The sequence below is a fragment of the Butyricicoccus faecihominis genome (assembly GCF_014648015.1).
GTDB lineage: Bacteria > Bacillota > Clostridia > Oscillospirales > Butyricicoccaceae > Agathobaculum > Agathobaculum butyriciproducens.
In genome coordinates, this window is the sequence record NZ_BMQH01000004.1 from 210,244 (window position 1) to 229,920 (window position 19,677).

The window sequence follows — 19,677 nt, forward strand, 5'->3', positions numbered from 1 at the left end:
TTCCCTTAGAAAGCACGGCGAAATTTTCAGAACTGAGACTATAAAGGAACGGCAAAGGATTTTTTCTACCGTAGGGGCGGACCAATGTGTCCGCCCATTTCTTTACCTCTACGCAATGCCAGATTCCTTGCTGCTACACATATCGGCTACTCTCCGCAGGCGCGGCACAAGGTGAATTGCCCGAAGGGCAAGAGAAGGTGCCCTGGGGTGCGACCTCGGCGCACCGTTTGTCAACCATCTGCACATTGCCTAACCGCAGGGGCGGCCAGTGGCCGCCCCTGCAACGCCCAATCATTACAAAACTCCTACCTCCTCACTCCTAACTCCTACCTTGCATAATCTCTCCCATCTTGACACTTGCATACTCCGTCAACTTTTGCTATCATATAAGGATGTAAGGAGTGACTAACCATGAACGCTGCGGAACGACGCACTAAAATCACCCACCTGCTTGCACAGGCGAACGGGCCGTTATCGGCGACCGCGCTGGCTGCGCAATGCGGTGTCAGCCGCCAGATTATTGTAGGCGATGTTGCGCTGCTGCGTGCAGGCGGATTGGCCGTGCTCGCTACGCCGCGCGGATATATTCTGGAGAACACCTCGGCGCCGACCTGTGCGGAGCGGCACATTGTCAGCCACCACGACAACAGCCGCATGCTTGAGGAGTTATACACGGTCGTCGATCTCGGCGGAGCCGTGATTGATGTGACGGTCGAGCACGCTGTATACGGCCAAATCTGTGCACCGCTGCACATTTTCTCGCGGTATGATGCCGACGCGTTTAACGAGAAGATTCAGCAGTCCGGCTCCCGGCCGCTGTCCAACCTGACCGGCGGCATCCACCTGCACACCATCCGCGCCACAGATGAGAAAACGCTCGAGCGCGTAATTCAGGGGCTCAAGGACAAAGGCTTTCTGCTGCTCGAGGATAACTAAAAAACCACCCGAACGAAATCTATCGTTCGGGTGGTTCAGTCTATCAATAAAGTCCGTTTTCGCGATGCTGACGCTGCCGCGCGGCAGCGCGCATGAAATAGAATTTGCTGTGCAAATTCGTAAAAAGTCGGAGCATGTATCTGGCTTTTTACACTTCTGGAGGAAAAAAGTTTCGACCATCGGGAGGAACTTTCGTACGACTTTGGAACGGCCTACGGTCCGTTCCTGCTTGTCGGCGAAACTGTAGTTTCGCGACAGCCTCAACCACCCGAACGATAAATTTCGTTCGGGTGGTTTTCTTTTACTCGTTATCTGCCTGCTGCTTCTTATACATAGCGATCTGCTCTGCGTCCCATACCTCCAGATCACGCACACCGGCGCGTCCCTCGACGTGATGACGGAATTCATGCCGCAGGACTTTTCGCATTTCTTCGGTCAACTCGTCCTCATCCAAGTGGCGGTACGCCCGCTTGAACGAGCCGTAGTACATTACAATATACTTGCCCATCGCCGGATCAATGCGGTACTGCCCCATCACATACAGCGTGCCGTTGCGGTCCTCCGGGTGCAGAAGATACCCGGGTTCCACGACGATACCACCGTTCAGCTCCTCGTAAAACGACTGCGGAATCTCCTCCGCGAGATCGGATAATATTTCTTCAAATCGGTCGATCGAGATCATGCCTGTCTTCCTTTCTGACCTTGCTGCTTGTCTGCCATTACTATATCACAACCTGTTTTTTCAGGCAACCAAACTTTTTATGAACAAGGTGTCTTGACAGGTGTTGTTCTATGTTGTATACTTCTATCTGTTCACAAATAAAGGGATCGGAAAGGAATTGTATCACTTATGACTATGACGAAAAACAAGCTGTACCACATGGTGCTGGCCGGTATTCTTTGTGCCATTGGCATTATTGTCCCGATGTTTATGCCGCGTATCGTACTTGGCCCGATGTCCTTCACGCTGGCAAGCCACGTTGCCGTATTTCTCGGCATGTTCATCTCTCCGGCGGTTGCCGTAGCGGTCTGCATCGGCACAACCATTGGCTTCTTCCTTACCACGCCGGCAATCATTGCACTGCGTGCGGCGTCCCATATCGTGTTCGCGTTCATCGGTGCAGCCTATCTCAAGCGCAATCCGGATATCATCAACCGCCCGGTTGCAAGCACCGTATTCAACTTCATTATTGCACTGCTGCACGCTGCCGCCGAGATGATCATCGTTACGCCGTTCTTTATGTCCGGTGCGCTGTTCACTGCTGAGCAGCTCGCAAACGGTTTTGTTGCAAGCGTTGTTCTGCTGGTTGGTCTCGGCACGGTCATTCACTCCATGCTGGACTACTCTATTTCCATCCTGGTTTGGAAGCCGCTGTGCGTTGCAATGCCGCAGCTGCGTACCTCGCAGGATTAAATCCCCTAAAAGAAAAACCGCCGAAATTTCGGCGGTTTTTTTGTGCTTACTTCACCTCGCAGCCGCCCCATTCAACGACGGTGAAGCCGTCTCTCGCAAACGGCGTGAATGTCTGCGGCTCGATGGTCTGCGGCCTGCCCAGCGGCTTCCACGCCATGAATACGCGGAGAACGCTGTCCGGTGTCGGGTCAATGTCCAGCTTGGCGGTGTCCGTGTAGCGCTCGGACTGGAACGAAATAAGGTTGTACGGGTTATCCTGCATCTTGGGCAGCCAGTACACGATAAATTCGTTGTACTCGCGCGGTGTCAAGCCGATCTCGGCCAGTTTTTCGCGGAGAAAATCCGCCGTGTCCGCTCCGGCGACGCAGAAGCCCTTGGAGAAGTCGTAGTCGGTGTTGTTCTCGCCCTCCCAGAACAGGTAGGAGTATTCGTTTCCGTTCTCATCGTACAGCGTGCCGTCCGGCTCGGCGGTGACGCGCCAGCCGTCCTCATACGCCGGATAGGTCGCGGTCAGCGTGCCCGCGTAGTCCAGCGACACGGAAACCGCTGTCTTCTGTTCGGGATATAGGTAGATGACGGGTTTTTCAGTTAACGGCTCATCTGCCGGCTCAGCGCATCCTGTCAATCCAAGCACCAGCGCCGCTGTGAGTGTTCCTGCAAGCAATCTTTTCATAGCGATTCCTCCTTTGTTCGGTTAGACGAAATCGGGGCGGTTTGGTTCCCTGTTCTGCGGAAATTTACGGTCGTACCCACTCACCGGTCAGCGCATTCTTCTGCAGAACCAGATGGAATCCGTCGGCATCATTAAAATAAACCGCCTTATCCATATCCTCAATCGGCAGGACAACGGTGTATCCCGCACTCATCGTGTTTGCACTGCCGAATGCGTTGTAAAATGTGAGATAATGTTCGCCGTTCTTCGGCTCGTCCTTATAATCCCGGATATCCTCAATCGGCGGAAAGACAGCTGCATGGAGTGTCAGCGTTTTCCCATCCTCGGAAACCGTATAATCGCGCAGTGTGACATTCTGCTGCTCGGTCAATCCCGATCCCACACGAAATAGCAGAAACGGTACAAAAACCGCTGCGAATACAGCAATAATTCTTCGTATTTTCATCGTTTTTCTCCTATCCTTTTATCTGTAAAAATGCGAAAGGCCGTCCGCAAGGGACGACCTTTCCGCACTCTCTCTTTTCTCTTTTCCCTATACAGCAGTTACTTCTTCAGGCGATTGATGTACTCCAGAATAATATCGGTGGAATATTCAACGCCCAGACGGCCTGCGTTAATGCAGAGGTCGTAATGGTCGCACTTGCCCCATACCTTGCCGGTATAGTAATTGTAATAGGTAGAACGCTGCTTATCCATCTTTTCGAGAGCAGCCTCGGGCGTCTTGCCCTCGATGACGTAATCACCGCAGGTCTGAACGCGCTTTACACGGTCCTCAATCGAGCCATGGATGAAGAAATCGAACTTATTCGGGAAGTCACGCAGTACATGGTCTGCACAGCGGCCGACGATAACACACGAGGAATCCTCTGCCATCTCGCGGATGATATTGGACTGAGCCAGATACAGCTGATCGGTCAGGCTCATGCCGTTCAGACCAACCGAACCGAACATCGTCAGCGAGTACAGGAAGCTGTTGGTCGCACGCTTGTCGAGCTGCTCAAACAGTTTTTCGTCAAATCCGGTCTTTTTAGCCGCACGGGTAATAAGTTCCCGGTCATAGAACGGAACGCCCAGACGGAGCGCCAGCTTCTGACCGATCTCACGACCACCGGTACCATATTCACGACCAATAGTAATAATCAAGTTGTTATTCATAACGCACCCTCCTTACCAACCGGAATTATACAAATTGTACAATTCTCTATATCTGTAGTATGAACCATTTATGCGTTTTTGTCAAGTAGGATTCAAAAATTTTTTCATTCTGTAAATTTGATTGGTTTTCGCTTCAAAGCGAACGGGTCTTGCCTGCCCGGCAGGGGCACAAGGTGAATTGCCCGAAAGGCAAGAGAAGGTGCCCCAGGGTACAACTCGGCACACCGTATCTATTTTGACAAAAGAAAACCCGCTCGAAAGCGGGTTTTCTCGTTATCTCTTTACTTATTCTTGATCAGCATCGGTCCGACTTCATTGATATTGCCGGCGCCCATGGTGAGCACCAGATCATTCGGGCCTGCCTCCTTACGGAGATAATCCGCAATCTCGTCAAAGCTGTCAAACGATACCGCGCCCGGCACCTCCCTGGCGATATCCGAGGAATAAATGCCGATGGTATTCTTCTCGCGGGCGGCGTAGATCGGAGCAAGAACCGCCTGATCGCACAGCTTGAGCGCATCTACGAACTCAGGGAACAGCGCCTTGGTGCGGGTATAGGTGTGCGGCTGGAACGCGCACAGGATACGGTCGAAGTGCATTTCCTTCGCGGTGTTCAGCGTGGCCTTCATCTCGCTCGGATGATGCGCGTAATCGTCTACGACGGTTGCGCCGTTCGGCATTTTGCCGACCAGCTGGAAACGGCGGGACGAACCGGTGAACTTGTTCAGACCGCGCTCGGCAGCGTCACCCGGCACACCGAGAAACTCGGCAGCGGCGCAGCACGCCAGAGCGTTCAGCATGTTATGACGACCCGGAACGGACAGTGCCACCTTAGCGTACTCCTTCCCCTCTACCATAACGGTAAAGCGGTAGTAGCCGTTCTCATCGCGCACGTCGGTCGGGTAAACGTCCGAGGTTGCGCTCGTGCCGAAGGTACGGACCTTGCGGTTGATGCCTGCCACACTGCGCATTGCATGCGGGTCATCGCCGTTGACGACAACAAGACCGTTCATCGGGGTCAGCTCGGCAAACTCATGGAACGAGTGGATGATGTCGTTGATATCCTTGAAGAAGTCGAGATGATCCTCCTCTACATTGAGGATAACCGCAACGGTCGGTGCAAAGCGCAGGAACGAGTTGCAGTATTCGCAGCTTTCAGCCACAAAACAGCCCTTGCCGCCGATACGGAGCGTACCGCCGATGGCAGGCAGGTTGCTGCCGACCATAACGGTCGGGTCCATCTGCGCTTCCATGGTCATGAGCGTCATCATCGAGGTGGAAGTTGTCTTGCCGTGCGTGCCGGCCAGACAGACCACGTTGTCATAATCGCGCATGAGGTGTCCCCATGCCTCGGCACGCTCCATGACCGGAATGCCCAGCTCATGGGCGCGGACAATCTCCGGATTTTCGTCATGCACAGCAGCTGTGCGCACGATGAGCGACGCACCCTCGACGTTCTCCGGCTTGTGCTCGTAGGTAATCTTTGCACCCAGAGCCTCCAGCCGTGCGGTAACATCCGTACGCAGACGGTCGGAGCCGGAAATCGGCACACCGCGGCTGAGCAGCAGCTCGCCAAGCGAATTCATGGATACGCCGCCGATGCCGATCAGGTGGATGCGTTCCTTATTTTCAATGTAGGGCTTAATAGACAGAGCCATTTCCCTAAGCCTCCTGTATTTTTGTTTATCAGATTTATTATAGTACAAAATCGCCCGGAATAAAATAGCTAACCGAGAAAAACTCCTGCCGGACCTGAAAAAAAGGAATATATGATACCGGAAATACCGCTGCATATCGCTTATCCGCATACATTTAACTAAAGTGTAGTTTGATTTTTTCACATGTTTACGATAAAATATCTTTAGGCGTGCTGTCCGGTCCGGTCAGCACAAACGCCGCAATATAAGGAGAGGCATTGTATGAGAGTACTGATTTTATCCGTCACCGCCGGATTCGGCCACCATGCCACCGCAAAGGCCATCGGCGACATGCTGGAATCCAAGGGCGCGGAAGTTCACACACTGGATGTTTACGCCTATATCAGCAACCTGATCAAAACCACCATCGACAAGGGCTATCTGTTCTCCTCCAAACACATGCAGACGCTATACCGTCTGGTCTACCAACTGGCCGAGAACAACGGCGCAAGCTATTTTAACTCTGCGCCGAGTATTATCAATATCATCAACGCACTCGGTGCGTCCAAGTTTGCCAAGGTCATCGCAAACCATGTGCCCGATGTTATCATCTGTACGCACGTTTTTGCGGCGCAGATGGTCGATGAACTGAAAAAACGCAAAAAACTCGCCGATATTGAGACCATCGGCATTGTTACCGACTACACGCTCCACCCGTACTGGGAGGATGTGCCGCGCGTGCAGTACATCGTCACCGCGAGTGAACTGCTCACCTACCGCTGTGTGCAGCGCGGCATTCCGGAGGACCGCATCCTGCCGTTCGGCATTCCGGTGCACCCGAAATTCAACGAAAAGCTGTCCCGCGAGGACGCGGCGGCACAGCTCGGCATTGACCCGAAAATGAAAACCATCCTGCTGATGGGCGGCAGCATGGGCCACGCCGACCATGTGAAGAACATCGAAAGCCTGTCGCAGATCGGCACGCCGTTCCAGTTTCTTGTGGTATGCGGCAACAACAAAAAGATGCTCTACCATGTAGAGCAGTTTGCCGCGCATTATCAGGGCAGCTGCAGGATCTATCCCTACGGCTTTGTACACAACGTAGAGGTGATGATGAGCGCGTCCGACTGCATTGTATCCAAGCCGGGCGGTCTTACCGTGTCCGAGGCTCTGGCGAAAAACCTGCCGATGCTGCTGTTCGATCCGATCCCCGGTCACGAGGAGCGCAATGTTGATTTTCTGGTCAACAACGGCATGGCGGCGCTCATTACCAAGCACTTCCCGATCGACGAGGCGGTGTACGAGCTGTTCTGCAATCCGGTGCGGCTGGAGACCGTGCGGAGAACCATGAGCGAGATTGCCCATCCGGATGCCACCGAGCGGCTGGCTGAATTTGTCCTGCGTAAACGATAATACAGTGAAAGGGAGTGCCCGCCTGCGGGTACTCCCTTTCGTGCCGTTAAATTCCTACTGATTTACTCAGTTCTGCGCTGCATCCGACTGCGGCACCAACGGTGTCAGCGGTGTCAGCAGCTTAGTGATCAGGCTGACCATCTCGGTCTTCGGGATGGGCTGCGACTCGGTGATCCACTTTTCGGTCATGCCGATGACGCCGGTCGCAAGAAAGCGTGCAGCATACGCATCCTCGACACTGCGGTACGGCAGCAGCTCCATGCGGCATTCCTCGATAACGCCGATCATCTTTTTGCCGAAACCATCCGGCGCATTGACCTTGATGAGTGCGGTGACGATCTCACGATTCTCCTCCAGATAATCCATCAGACGGCTGAGCACCAGCTTGAGCGTTACCGTCTCACTCGGACGGATGGCTGCGATCATCCCGCGGAAATCCTCGATCATCCCTGTCTCGATCTTATCGCGCAGGTCATACACGTCCCGATAATGCGCATAAAATGTGCCGCGGTTGATATCCGCTTCGCGCACTACGTCGGTCACGGTGATGCTCTGGAAGTCCTTCTGCTGCATCAGCCGCGTCAGTGCCTGCCGCAGCAGCTTTTTCGTTCGTCGGATGCGCTTATCCTCCACTTCTGCCATGGTATCCCACTCCATTCATATTGTTTTTCCGTTCCATTTCCGTAATTTGCATTTTAACGAACACATATAATATTTATGTGCATTATCATTCACTCTTATCATATTTGATTATTGCGTTCGTTATCCTTATGTACTATACTATATCACGAAAAGAAATCCTACACAATATCTATTTCTGAGAAAGATGGTGTTTTCTTTGTGAAACTTAAAGGACATAGCCCTGTTGACCTGATCATTAACAATCGAAAACTGATTGAAAAGATTTATATCGTACTGGTCATCTTCAGTTTGATCTGTGTGCCGATGGTTGGGATCAACTACGATTTAACAAAATACCTGCCGGATTCCTCTCCGTCCGCACAGGCGCTGGACATCATGGAGGACGAATTTACCTATCCCGGCATGGGCCGCGTCATGCTGGAGGATGTGACGCTGTACGAAGCCAAAAATATAAAGGACCGCATCGCGGACGTTGACGGCGTGGATATGGTCATGTGGTGCGATATGGCCACCAATATCTACGGCTCGAGCGAATTCATCAACTACGACAATATCGACGACTACTACAAGGATAACACCGCCTATATGGATGTTATCTTCACCGACAAGGACTCGTCCAACCAGACCCACAAGGCGGTGCATGAGATTGAAAACATCGTCGGCGATAAAGGTCTGGTAGCAGGCTCCGCTGTATCGGATACCAACCTCGGCCCGACCATTAACAAAGAGGTCGCCCGTGTTATGGCACTGGCCGTCGTCATTATTTACATCATTCTGACGATCACGACCACCTCGTGGTTTGAGCCGGTGCTGTTCCTGTCCGTGCTCGGCATTGCAATCCTCATCAACATGGGCACGAACATCATCTTCGGCGAGATTTCGTTCCTGTCCAACGCCGTTGGTGCGGTGCTGCAGCTGGCCTGCTCGATGGACTACTCCATCTTCCTGCTGCACGCCTTCACGCAGGAGCGCGCAACCGGTGCAGAACCCGAACAGGCGATGGCGAACGCCTGGCGAACCGCCTTTTCATCCATCGGTGCTTCCGGCATGACGACCATCGTCGGCTTTGCCGCCATGGCACTGATGAACTTCGGCATCGGCCCGGATATGGGCTTCGTACTGGCAAAGGGCATCGCGCTCAGTCTGCTGACCGTGCTGCTGCTCATGCCGGCGCTCATCCTGCGTTCGCAGAACATCATTGCCAAGACGCAGCACCGTCCGTTTATCCCCAAACAGGGCCGCGGCATCGGTGAATTTGCGTACAAAATCCGTCGCATCGTATTTCTTGTGGTTGTTATCATCATCATTCCGTGCTACATTGCACAGGGTATGGCGAATTTCTCTTACGGCAACGAGGCCGTTGCAAACTCACCCGGTACACCGGTTTACGAGGCCGAGCAGCAGATGAATGCCAAGTTCGGCAAAAGCAACATGATGATCGCGCTTGTCCCGCCCGACAGCAACATCACCGAGAAAAAGATGACCGAGGAGATCGACGACCTGTCCTACGTCAAGTACGCGCTCAGCCTGTCGTCCGTTCTGCCGGAAGGCATTCCCGAGGATTTCCTGCCGGAGAACATCACCAGCCTGATGCACTCGAAAAACTGGGCACGCGTGATCATCAACGTGCGTTCCGCCGGTGAAAGTGACGATGCCTTCAAATTTTCGGACGACATCCGCGCGATCATTGACAAGTATTACCCGAACGAAACGACCTACCTTGTCGGCGTAACGCCGTCCACGCAGGATATTAAGGATATTATTGTACCGGACTACAACCGCGTCAACATCGTTTCCCTGCTGGGTGTAGCACTCGTTATCGCGATCACCTACAAGGCACTGATCCTGCCGATCGTCGTGCTCATCCCGATTGAATGCGCGATCTTCATCAACACCGCTCTGCCGTACATTTACGGTCAGCGAACCATGTACCTCGGCTTTATCATCGTCGGCTGTATCCAGCTGGGCGCGACGGTTGACTATTCAATATTGATGACCGGCAACTATCTGGATGCCCGCTCACAAGGGGATAAAAAGGAAGCCGCCATACGGGCGGTATCGGTCAGCGCCGAATCGGTTATGACCTCCGGCCTGATCGTTATGACGGTTGCCTACGGTCTGTACTTCATGACCTCGGTCGAAGCGATTTCCGGTCTGGGCCAGCTGATCGGCCGCGGTGCACTGATTTCGGTTATTCTGGTCCTGTTCTTCCTGCCGATGTGCCTGATGCTGTTCGACCGCTGGATCGTCAAGTCGGATTACGCAGAAAAGAAGCACGCCAAGATGAACAAGATCCGCGCGACCAAGATCAAGCTTCCGATTCTGAGCGAGCTGCGTCAGCAGCGCGTCAACCTGCAGAACCAGATCCGCGAGAACCGCAAGGCGCGCAACAAGGAACTGCACCTCAAGCTCAAGAACCTGATGAACGGCGAGGGCTTCAAGCTGCCGCAGAACTACACTCCGCCGACGCAGGACCCGTCCAAACAGCAGCAGACCGAAGAATCTGCACACAAGCGCATGATTGGCAAAAAGCTGCGTATGCGTATCCATAACCGCATTGAGATGCGTAAGGAGCAGCTTGAACATCTGGCCCAGCGCCTCGGCAGCGACAAAAACAAACCGAACAACAGCCAGAACGACAACCAGAACGATAATACGGAGGAGAACGACCATGAAAACAGATAAGCTGCGCCGACTGACCGCAGCCTCGCTTGTTCTTGCGTTCACACTGCCGCAGGCGGCACAGGCCGCCGCGCCCACGGTAGAAACCGACGAATCGGTATATATCAACATGGATTACTACGGTGCGCCGACCAATACGCGCATCGTAAAGGGTGTCAGCCTGAACGGCCACACCGAGTTCACCGATTTCGGCAGCTACGCAGATGTGTACAACATGAGCACCTACGACGAGCCGGTCATCAAAGACAATTCGGTGTACTGGAAGCTGTCCGACACCAGCAAGCAGCGCTTCTACTATGAGTGCATTCCGACCGACAAGGTCAATATCCAGATGCCGTGGAACTTTGATGTTTCCTACAAGCTGAACGGCGTTTCGGTCAAGGCGGAGGACTGTGCAGGCGCAAACGGTCTGGTAGAGATCACCATTCACGCGGTGCCGAACAGCTACGCGAGCGACTACTACAAAAACAATATGATGCTCGTCTGCGGCACCGGTATCGACATGAGCAAGGCGCTTTCCATTGATGCACCGGGTGCACAGGTTCAGTCCGTGGGAACCTACAAGCTGGTCGTATTCATGGGTATGCCGGGCGAGGAAAGCACGTTCACCGTGCGTATCGGCTCGGATAACTTTGAGAACATGGGTATGTTCATGTTTATGACGCCGGCTACCCTGTCCTCGCTGGATATCATCTCCGACCTGAAGGACGTCAAGGACCGCCTAAGCGATTCCGGCGACAGCCTGTACTCCGGCATGAGCAGCATGCTCGACACCATGCAGTCCATGCAGAACGGCATGGGTACGATGTCGAGCGGTATTTCGGGCATCAATGCCGTGCGCCAGCAGCTGATCAAGGACCGCGGCACGATTGATCCCAAAACGGATGCCGCGCTGACCGCTCTGGAAAAGCTGACCGGCGAAAGCGATTCGCTGATCCCGGAGCTGAATAACACCAAGGACACGCTCGTTAAGCTGAACGCTACCACGAACAGCATTCTCGATACGCTCGAGGAGTCCGGTGCGGATATCACCGAGTACCAGACGCTGCTGCAGAATATCCGTACCTCGCTGAATAATCTCGAGGATCTCATGGATGATCTGGATGATAAGACCGGTTCGGAGTGGCTGTATATCAGTGAGCTGCAGAGTGATCTTTCCAATATGAAGAAGGATCTGAAGAACATTAAGAGCGATATGAATGATCTGAACGACCGTATCAAGGCTCTGAATGATCTGAACGGTTCTATCAATACCGCAATGACGAACATATTGACGACCTTGGTCAAAAAAGGTGTGATTACTGAGGATATGGCTGCAAGCATAGGTCAACTGCTCAGCGCAATCTCCAGCAGCACCAAGAATCTGTTGGACGCGCTGCAGAGCGCAGCCGGCAACCTGTCGAGTGCCTCCAGCTCGCTGTCCGGCTTCCTCGACACCTCGGATTCCATCCTCGACAATCTCGACGATATCTGCGACGTACTCGACGATTACAAGGGTCTCGGTCAGGACTTCACCACCGAGGGCAAAAAGCTGACCGAACTCGCCAACACCACACTTGGCCGCGTCAACCAGCAGCTGACCGAGATTCCGGCACTGACCGAGTCGCTCAACCAGCTGACCTCGATCACCTCGTCCTCCATCGACAAGGGCACCGAGCTGATCGGCACCACTACCAAAACGCTCACTGCGTCCTACCAGCTGCTCGACACGGTCAACAGCACGCTGCGCTCGGTTCGCAGCGACGCGGATGCCAGCACACAGACCACGCTCGACGGCCTGCTCGATGTGCTCGATAAGGCTTCCCGCTCGAACAGCTCGAATAAGCTGCAGAACGCGACCGATGATATTCATAATGCCATCGACAACGCTAAGACCGACCTTGAGGACGATACCAACATCCTCAATATCGACTCCTCGGCCGACCTGCAGTCTGTCACGAGCAGTATGAACCCGACACCGAGCAGTCTGCAGTTCATCCTGCGCACGCAGGAGATTTCGACCGACGATGACGATGATGCTGTCACCTCGGATCAGGATGCTGCCGACGAAGGCGTTCTTGCGCGTATCGTGAATATCTTCAAGAAGCTCGCAAGCGCGATTTACGGCGTATTTGTTTCGGAAGAGTAACCGCATATAGACCAAAAGGACAGGAAAATTTCCTGTCCTTTTTTCATTATCCACAGGTTGGGGATAATTGCGTAACCGTATGGTGTGAAACCGTTTGTCAAATCCATTTATATCATCGACGTTGATTGGTGCAATTCAAGTAGAAACAGCGGGGTGAGGTCCCCCCGCCGTTCCACAGAGAATCACACAATAACAAATCAAAATTCGCATAAAAAAACGGTTCCGGAGACGGAACCGTTTTTCCTATCCATTTATCAAGCGCGAATCTTCTCGCCCATCTCCGCGCTTGCGTGACTGAGTACCGGAAGCAGCACCGCACCAACGATGATGCCCGCAATGCCCTGCACGATATTCATCGGCACGCCGAGAACAACCGCGGCTGCCGCAGCGCCCATGCTGCTGCCCATCACGACCTCCATGCCGACCTCGTACACAAAGTAGCCCAGAACCATGACGATCTCTGCCGGAATGCCGCACAGAACCACACGGGTAATCGTATTCATGCCCTTGCCTGCCATGCGGTGGTACAGCCAGCCGCCGAGCAGAGCGGTCAGCGCCTTGATGGCAAACGTGCCGGGCACCCATGCCATGTAGCCGCCGATAAGGTCCGCCATCATCGAGCCGATACCGGCTGCCAGTGCACCCAGACCGGGACCGAGCAGAATGCCGCAGATCAGCACCATGCCGTCACCGAGGTGAATGTAACCCTGTGTCGGTGTCGGAATGCGGATGATCATCGTAGCAACTGCCGTCAGTGCCGCCAGCAGTGCTGCCAGCACAAGCTTTCTGATGTTTTTTCCTGTCATATCGCATACCCTCTTTTCCAGTAATTCTGTCTGTAAGCCTATTGTATGCGATATTGTGGCTTTAGGAAAGTGTCAGTTCACGCAAGTTTCACAAGGTCAGTTTCAGGCATTCGCCTTGAAATTATTGATGTAGTAATCGCCGTTTTCGTCGTCCATCACAACGCAGACCAGCTTGCCCTTGGAGACAACCTTGGCCTCATCAACGCCTACGCAGATCCACTTGCGCGGGTCGACCGTGGTCTTGAGCTTAGCCGCTGCGTCTGCGGCCTGCTTTTCATCCGCAAAGCGCAGAACAACGATGGAATGTGCCTGCGAAGTAATCATAGACTCGGAGGCCACGCCTGCCTCAAACTTGATATCATCCGTGCCAAGGTACCAGAACAGGCCGCGGCTCATGCCGTCCTCACCCATGCCGTTGTAGAGCGCCTCCTCAGCAACGCCCATGCCGCCAAACGGATGCGCACCGTAAATCTTGCTCACCAGCGCGGAAAGCTGCTTATCCACCTTGACGGTCTCCGGCTGCTCCGGCTCGCTCACCTCCGGCTTTTTATAACCCCAGACAGCCTCGCCGTACTTCTTCATGAACAGATCGTAATTCTCGTTGTAGCGCTTCTTATACACGCTTTCAATCTGCGGGTCAAAGGTGTACGCCGTACCGTCAATGGTGATCTCGGTCCACGCGTGAACCGATTCACTGCCCTTGGGCGAAACGCCGGTTCCAGGAATCGCCTGTGCGTCAAAGCCGACCTGACGAGCGAGGTAAGTAAAGCCTGCCGCCCACGAGTAGCAGTTGCCCTTGTGGGTCTTAAGCATATCAGTCGCGGAGGTCAGCGCCCAGTCGCTCTTCGAAGTGTCAGCCGCGCCGATGCCGAGGTAACCGAACGTATTCTTCGCGTAATCATACACCGCACGCAGCTTCTGCTGCTGGGTCATGCTGTCCTTGACAACGCTCTTTACTGCCGAAGCCAGCAGCGCGTCCAGTTCGGTCGAGCCGGTGATGTAGTAGCCGTTGTGGTCAAGCTCGAGCGAGCCGATGAACTTGTCATGGTCAAACTGCTTGTCCTCATTGACATGGAACAGCTTGCCGCCAATGTTATGCCAGCCCGGCGTCAAATCGGTGGTCTCCTTATCGAATGAGGTCCACTGTTCGGAGCCGCTCGACTTGTCAAACTTATGGTCGGTGGTTGCCTCAAGCATATCCCAGTATGCCCAGTGCGTGTTCGGCACGTCCGGCATAATACGGATGCCCTCACTCGTATTGATCGTAAACTCGTCCGCCTGACGGCCGAGCACACGGTTGAGGATGGTTACCGTCTCCGCACGGGTAATCGGCGCATTCGGACGGAAATTCGTGCCTGCCGAAATCCAGCCCTGAGCCAGAGCAGTCTGCACCGCGTTGTACGCCCAGCTGGTCTTGGGTACATCGGCGAACGACTTGTCCGTGCCGATATCGGTGTGCGGGAAGCGCGACAGAATCGCTACAAACTCCGCACGGGTAATCTTAGCGTTCGGCTTGAACGTGCCGTCCGTATAACCGTTCACCAGACCGAAACCGGTCATTTGACGAACAGCGTCCGCATACCACGCGGAAACCGAAACGTCATTAAACAGATGGTCCTCATTCTTGACCTTGTTCACCAGCAGAGAGGCCAGCAGCTTGCTCGCCTCTGCACGGGTGATGGATGCATCCGGACGGAAGGTGCCGTCCGTGTAGCCGTTCATATACTGCATGTGCTCTGCGGTATTCAGCTGCGGCTGCGGTGCCGAATTCTGAGCCGCGCACGCGGAAATCGGCAGAGTTGCCGCCATCAAAGCCGCAAGCGCACCTGCGGTCATTCGTTTTTTCATCATACTTCCATACTCTCCTTCAAATCGTTTTCGGGGATAGTATTGAATTAGACGGAATCACTCGTCATTTGGTTCCCTGTTTCGCTCATCTTTTTTACTTTTTTCTTTTTCGGGATCGAGCACAACCGGAATGAGCGCTGCTGCCAGCTTGCCCTTGCCGCGGTGCTTGACGTAGAAGAAGCCGATGATGGAAAACGCGATCGCACCGATGCAGTTGACCTGCAGATCCTTCATCGTGTCGATCAGGCCAATATCCAGATAGCCGCCAAGCTGCTCCGTCCAGTCCTCACCGTTAACGCTGACCGACTCAATCTGCACATGCACCGGCACATTCAGGCCGTCCGGGTTGAGCGACACCGAGTTGACCTCGTGCACGACATAGTCCTTCTGCATGTCCGTGTGCATCACCTGATCGGCGGTGAACTCGAAAAATTCCCACAGCACGCCGACCGTCATGGAGAAGCAAAACGCCACGATAGCCAGGAACAGCGGCGACAGCTTGAAGGTAAACCGTTCGCTTCGGTTAAACAGGTCAACCAGGCAGAAGCCGACCGCCGCGACCAGAAATCCGTTTATCGTGTGCAGCATGGTGTCCCATCCGGGAATGATGGTGTAGAACGAATTGATCTCACCCAGGATCTCGGCGGCATAGATGAAGCAGTAGATGATAGCTTCCATCATCGGCGGGATGTCGATGGCAAGCTGTTTTTCAATCAGCGTCGGCATCGCCAGCAGCACAAGCGACAGCACGCACACGAACATATTCTCATACCGCTGCATGAACGCACAGCGGATGAATGTCAGCACGACCAGAAGCGACAGTACGCCGCGAATGGTCAGTCTGCGGCGTACGCGGCGGCGCTGCTCCGTGACGCGCTGCTGTAATTGTTTTTTATCCATATTTGTTAACTCCTTAAAGTAATTGCGAAAAGCGTAAAAGAGAGAACAACAATCTGTTGTTCTCTCCATTTCTCAACTAACTACCAGATTTCATCGTCCCGCGCGGCAGCGCGTATAAAATAGCATTTGCATTGCAAATGCCAAAAAAGAGGGAGCATATATCACTCTTTTTGACTTTAAGAGGAAGAAAGTTTCTGTATAGGAACTTTCGGACGACTTTGGAACGGCCTGCGGTCCGTTCCTGCTTGTCGGCGGAACCGTGATTCCGCGACAGCTCAGAGAACGTAAACCTGCGTGGTCTCGTACACCTCGTAAACCTTCTTGAGAGAGGCCATCTCGGTGCCGGCCAGACGGGCACATGCACGGCCCATCGCAACAGCGTAGCGTGCCACCTCGTCAAACTTCATGCCCGCGTGCATAGCGTTTGCAATCGCGCCGACCATTGCATCACCGGTACCGACCGCACCTTCGTCGTAGATTTTCGGGGTGGTAGTAACGTACAGCGACTCCGGCTCGTCCTTTGCGGTCAGCAGAGCGCCCTCCTGACCCATGGAAACACAAACAGCCTTTGCGCCCATATCCAGCATCTTGCGTGCGGAATGTACAACGACCTCGGGATCGGCGGACGGCTTGTCGCCTACAGCCTCAGCCAGCTCGAAGATGTTCGGCTTTACAAAGTCCGGCTCGCACCTCAGTGCCTCCTGCAGCAGCTCGCCCTGTGCGTCGATGATCAGCTTGCAGCCGTGCTTCTTGATGGTCTTGCACAGCTTACGGTAGTTCTTCAGCGGGAACTCCGGCGGCGTAGAACCCGACAGAACGAAGATATTGCCCTCGTCCAGATAGTTCTCCATGCGGTCGAGCAAACGCAGGAAATCCGAATCATCCAGCTTGTTGCCCGGCTCATTTACCTCGGTATGGCCGCCCTGCGCATCAATGATCTGCGTATTGACACGGAGTTGTCCCGCAATATCAACAAAATCGTGGTGAATGTCCGCTGCTGTCAGCATGTCCTTCATAATGCGGCCGTTTGTGCCCGCACTGAAGCCAAGCGCAATACTGCTGCCGCCCAACGCCTTGATCGCGCGTGACACGTTGATGCCCTTGCCGCCCGGTTCCAGATGACTGGACACCGCGCGATTAAGCTTGCCCACCTGCAGCGGGTGCTCGATACGCTGCGTACGGTCCAGTGCAGCGTTAAGCGTTATCGTGATAATCATGGGACGCCCCTCCTGAAATATAATTTCCCTCATCGCGGCTTCGCATTTGTCCCGTGCGAATAACCGCGTTCTCATCTATATTACATTTTACAAAATCTTATGAATAAAGTAAATGGTTTTTCTTGATGTTAGCCACATTTAACCGGGTTGTTTTTATACCCAAACTTTATTTGAGCCAGCCGGAGTCTCCGCACCACGGACACTCCCACTGTTTGCCCGTGACTTTTGCTTCCGCGCCGCACATCGGACAGCGCATTTTACCGGTTTTCGGCAGCGGCCTCGGCTTTGGCGGCTCTTTCGGCGGTTCCTGCTGCCGACGGTACAGCCGCACAAAAAAGACTACGCCGAGCAGCAGCACCACGGCGATCGCCGCGAGCTGTTCTTTTGTCATGCTGTCCCTCTTCTCACTTGTGGTACTTGCCGCCTGCCGCGATATTGAGCGCGCGGTAAATCTGCTCGAGCACCATCACTCTTGCTAAATGATGCGGAAACGTCATCGGTGACATGGACAGCCGCAGCGCCGCCTTCTTTTTCACCCGCTCGGACAGGCCGCACGAGCCGCCAATGAGCACGCAGATCTTGCTTGTCCCCGATACGGTCAGCTTGCCGAAATAGTCCGCCAGCTGCTCAGAGGACATCGGCTTGCCTTCCACGCACATCGCAATCACAGACGCGCCGGGCAGCAGCTTGCTCTCGATGAGCGCGGCTTCCTTTTCGAGCGCCTGCGCGATCTCGCCCTCAGAGGGCGTCTGCGGCAAGCGCTGCTCGGGCAGCTCGATGATCTCTAATTTACAATATGCACCGAGGCGCTTGGTATATTCCTTTACAGCGTCTGCCCAGAATTTTTCTCCGAGCTTTCCGACGCAGATCAGCCGGACAGAGAGCATAGCCTTTCCTCCCCAAATGATACCGGATGCTCCATGTGCTCCTTCGGCGCAACGAGCACCTCGCACGCGGGCAGTCCGCGCAGCGCCGACAGCGTTTGCTGCCGCGCCAGCTCCGGCATGTTGTTTTTCTCACTCAGGTGCGCCAGCACAAGCGTTCGCGTGCCGCTTTTCACCAGATCCGCTGCAAACACGGCGCAGTCCGGATTGGACAGGTGCCCGCTCGGTCCGGCAACGCGCATCTTGAGTGAATACGGGTACGGACCGGCCTGCAGCATATGCGGATCGTGGTTGCTCTCCAGCACAACCATTTCGCAGCCGCGCATAAGCTCGGCCGCATCGCGCGGCACAAAGCCGAGGTCGGTGGCAAAGCCGAACCGGCTGCCGCCGTGCTCGAATATGTAGCCCGTGCTCTCAGCTGCGTCATGCGGCGTCGGGAACGGCACAACGTCCACATCCCTGACCCAGAAGCGCTCGCCGCTGTCGAATACGTTCAGACGGTCGGCGTACTCCGGATTCTTTTCCTCGAAAGCCTCGGCTGTGCCGCGAGTGGCGAACACCGGCGCCTTCGCTTTTTTAAGAAACATCGGCAGTCCCTTCACATGGTCGATGTGCTCATGCGTCAGCACCACCGCCGAAATATCCTCCAGCGTGAGCGACAGTGCCTTCAGCGCAGTCGTAATCCTGCGCAGCGACACACCGAGATCGATCAGGATCGCGGTGCCGTCCGCCATATATAAGCCGCAGTTGCCGCTCGAACCGCTGGCGATACTGTAATAATAATGCTCTGCCATGGTACTCCTTCAGCAGTTGTTTTCATCCGTTTGTGTGCTGCAAAAAGGCAGTTCGCGTTAGAATCATCGGTGTGACGTTTCCGCAGTAGAATGCAAACGGGTCCCCGGCAATCTCCGCGCCGAATCCGGTAAGAATGTGCACCGTTGCGTCTCTCGCTTCGAGGAAAATGTTATCCACATCCTGTGCAAAAACATCTTCCAGCACACGTTTCAGCAGAAAAATTCCCTTGTGCTGTCCGCGCAGCCTGTGCGCGACCGTGATACGGCCCATGTGCCACTGCCCGCCCTCACGGTAAATGGCCGCTGTGCCGACGAGTTCGCCGTCCTGCTCCATGCACCACCACTGCGGCTGCTTATCCGCTGGGATGAAGTTCAGCTCCTTCGGAATATCCTGCTCATCCGCAAAAATCTGCGCGGCCAAAGCGAGAACTGCATCCATGTCCGCATCAGACGCACGCCGAACCATACACTCTGCTTTCATTCTGCTCATCTGCCTTATATTCTGCAAAAAAGGCGAAAGGATGCTCCCTCCGCCTTTTTTCCTCATT

Annotated in this window: 19 protein-coding genes; 5 read left to right on the plus strand and 14 right to left on the minus strand. The window is 54.3% G+C overall.

What is annotated here, in order from left to right:
- Positions 1-411: 411 nt before the first annotated feature.
- Positions 412-936, plus strand: a complete 525-nt coding sequence (locus IEY11_RS05720) for a transcription repressor NadR (RefSeq protein ID WP_118360670.1) — start codon at positions 412-414, stop codon at positions 934-936.
- Between the two features lie 301 nt (positions 937-1,237).
- On the opposite strand, the gene IEY11_RS05725 is transcribed toward IEY11_RS05720, so the two are convergent.
- On the minus strand, positions 1,238-1,618 hold the full coding sequence (locus IEY11_RS05725; protein WP_188886047.1) for a metallopeptidase family protein: 381 nt from the start codon (positions 1,616-1,618) through the stop codon (positions 1,238-1,240).
- 168 nt (positions 1,619-1,786) lie between these two features.
- Between IEY11_RS05725 and IEY11_RS05730 the strand changes: the two genes are divergently transcribed.
- A complete protein-coding gene (locus IEY11_RS05730; protein WP_188886048.1) occupies positions 1,787-2,350 on the plus strand; it encodes a hypothetical protein in 564 nt (187 codons plus the stop codon).
- Positions 2,351-2,396: 46 nt separating this feature from the next.
- Here IEY11_RS05730 and IEY11_RS05735 read toward each other — a convergent pair whose 3' ends face one another.
- From IEY11_RS05735 to murC, 4 genes are all read right to left on the minus strand, one after another.
- A complete protein-coding gene (locus tag IEY11_RS05735; protein ID WP_188886049.1) occupies positions 2,397-3,023 on the minus strand; it encodes a hypothetical protein in 627 nt (208 codons plus the stop codon).
- A gap of 64 nt (positions 3,024-3,087) precedes the next feature.
- The gene (locus tag IEY11_RS05740; RefSeq protein ID WP_118729127.1) at positions 3,088-3,468 is read right to left on the minus strand and encodes a hypothetical protein; all 381 of its coding nucleotides are present in this window, start codon (positions 3,466-3,468) and stop codon (positions 3,088-3,090) included.
- A 98-nt stretch (positions 3,469-3,566) separates the two neighbouring features.
- On the minus strand, positions 3,567-4,178 hold the full coding sequence (locus tag IEY11_RS05745; protein ID WP_110436100.1) for a cytidylate kinase-like family protein: 612 nt from the start codon (positions 4,176-4,178) through the stop codon (positions 3,567-3,569).
- 281 nt (positions 4,179-4,459) lie between these two features.
- Complete coding sequence (murC, locus tag IEY11_RS05750) at positions 4,460-5,836, minus strand: UDP-N-acetylmuramate--L-alanine ligase (protein WP_118729128.1); 1,377 nt, start codon at positions 5,834-5,836, stop codon at positions 4,460-4,462.
- A gap of 261 nt (positions 5,837-6,097) precedes the next feature.
- Between murC and IEY11_RS05755 the strand changes: the two genes are divergently transcribed.
- Positions 6,098-7,228, plus strand: coding sequence for an MGDG synthase family glycosyltransferase (locus IEY11_RS05755; RefSeq protein WP_110436098.1), 1,131 nt, complete (start codon positions 6,098-6,100; stop codon positions 7,226-7,228).
- A 66-nt stretch (positions 7,229-7,294) separates the two neighbouring features.
- Here the strand turns inward: IEY11_RS05755 and IEY11_RS05760 are convergent, their stop codons facing one another.
- Positions 7,295-7,870 carry a TetR/AcrR family transcriptional regulator gene (locus IEY11_RS05760; RefSeq protein ID WP_181967672.1) on the minus strand — a complete coding sequence of 192 codons (576 nt, stop codon included), beginning with the start codon at positions 7,868-7,870 and terminating at the stop codon, positions 7,295-7,297.
- A 198-nt stretch (positions 7,871-8,068) separates the two neighbouring features.
- On the opposite strand from IEY11_RS05760, the gene IEY11_RS05765 reads away from it, so the two are divergent.
- Positions 8,069-10,555, plus strand: coding sequence for an efflux RND transporter permease subunit (locus IEY11_RS05765; RefSeq protein ID WP_243183964.1), 2,487 nt, complete (start codon positions 8,069-8,071; stop codon positions 10,553-10,555).
- On the plus strand, positions 10,542-12,680 hold the full coding sequence (locus tag IEY11_RS05770) for a hypothetical protein (RefSeq protein ID WP_188886050.1): 2,139 nt from the start codon (positions 10,542-10,544) through the stop codon (positions 12,678-12,680). The genes IEY11_RS05765 and IEY11_RS05770 overlap by 14 nt, the downstream gene beginning before the upstream one ends.
- A 254-nt stretch (positions 12,681-12,934) precedes the next feature.
- Here IEY11_RS05770 and IEY11_RS05775 read toward each other — a convergent pair whose 3' ends face one another.
- The 8 genes from IEY11_RS05775 to IEY11_RS05810 form a co-directional block, all read right to left on the minus strand.
- Positions 12,935-13,486: an ECF transporter S component gene (locus IEY11_RS05775; RefSeq protein ID WP_118360663.1), complete on the minus strand. Its 552-nt coding sequence runs from the start codon at positions 13,484-13,486 to the stop codon at positions 12,935-12,937.
- Between the two features lie 102 nt (positions 13,487-13,588).
- A complete protein-coding gene (locus IEY11_RS05780; RefSeq protein WP_118729131.1) occupies positions 13,589-15,337 on the minus strand; it encodes an S-layer homology domain-containing protein in 1,749 nt (582 codons plus the stop codon).
- Positions 15,338-15,391: 54 nt separating this feature from the next.
- Positions 15,392-16,234 carry a hypothetical protein gene (locus tag IEY11_RS05785; RefSeq protein ID WP_118646382.1) on the minus strand — a complete coding sequence of 281 codons (843 nt, stop codon included), beginning with the start codon at positions 16,232-16,234 and terminating at the stop codon, positions 15,392-15,394.
- A gap of 275 nt (positions 16,235-16,509) precedes the next feature.
- A complete protein-coding gene (locus tag IEY11_RS05790) occupies positions 16,510-17,451 on the minus strand; it encodes a 1-phosphofructokinase family hexose kinase (protein WP_158557304.1) in 942 nt (313 codons plus the stop codon).
- Between the two features lie 166 nt (positions 17,452-17,617).
- A complete protein-coding gene (locus IEY11_RS05795) occupies positions 17,618-17,842 on the minus strand; it encodes a hypothetical protein (RefSeq protein ID WP_118729133.1) in 225 nt (74 codons plus the stop codon).
- A gap of 13 nt (positions 17,843-17,855) precedes the next feature.
- Positions 17,856-18,338, minus strand: a complete 483-nt coding sequence (rlmH, locus tag IEY11_RS05800; protein WP_110436090.1) for a 23S rRNA (pseudouridine(1915)-N(3))-methyltransferase RlmH — start codon at positions 18,336-18,338, stop codon at positions 17,856-17,858.
- Positions 18,320-19,129 carry an MBL fold metallo-hydrolase gene (locus IEY11_RS05805; RefSeq protein WP_118360657.1) on the minus strand — a complete coding sequence of 270 codons (810 nt, stop codon included), beginning with the start codon at positions 19,127-19,129 and terminating at the stop codon, positions 18,320-18,322. The genes rlmH and IEY11_RS05805 overlap by 19 nt, the downstream gene beginning before the upstream one ends.
- A gap of 22 nt (positions 19,130-19,151) precedes the next feature.
- Positions 19,152-19,619 carry a GNAT family N-acetyltransferase gene (locus IEY11_RS05810; protein ID WP_188886051.1) on the minus strand — a complete coding sequence of 156 codons (468 nt, stop codon included), beginning with the start codon at positions 19,617-19,619 and terminating at the stop codon, positions 19,152-19,154.
- Positions 19,620-19,677 lie beyond the last annotated feature (58 nt).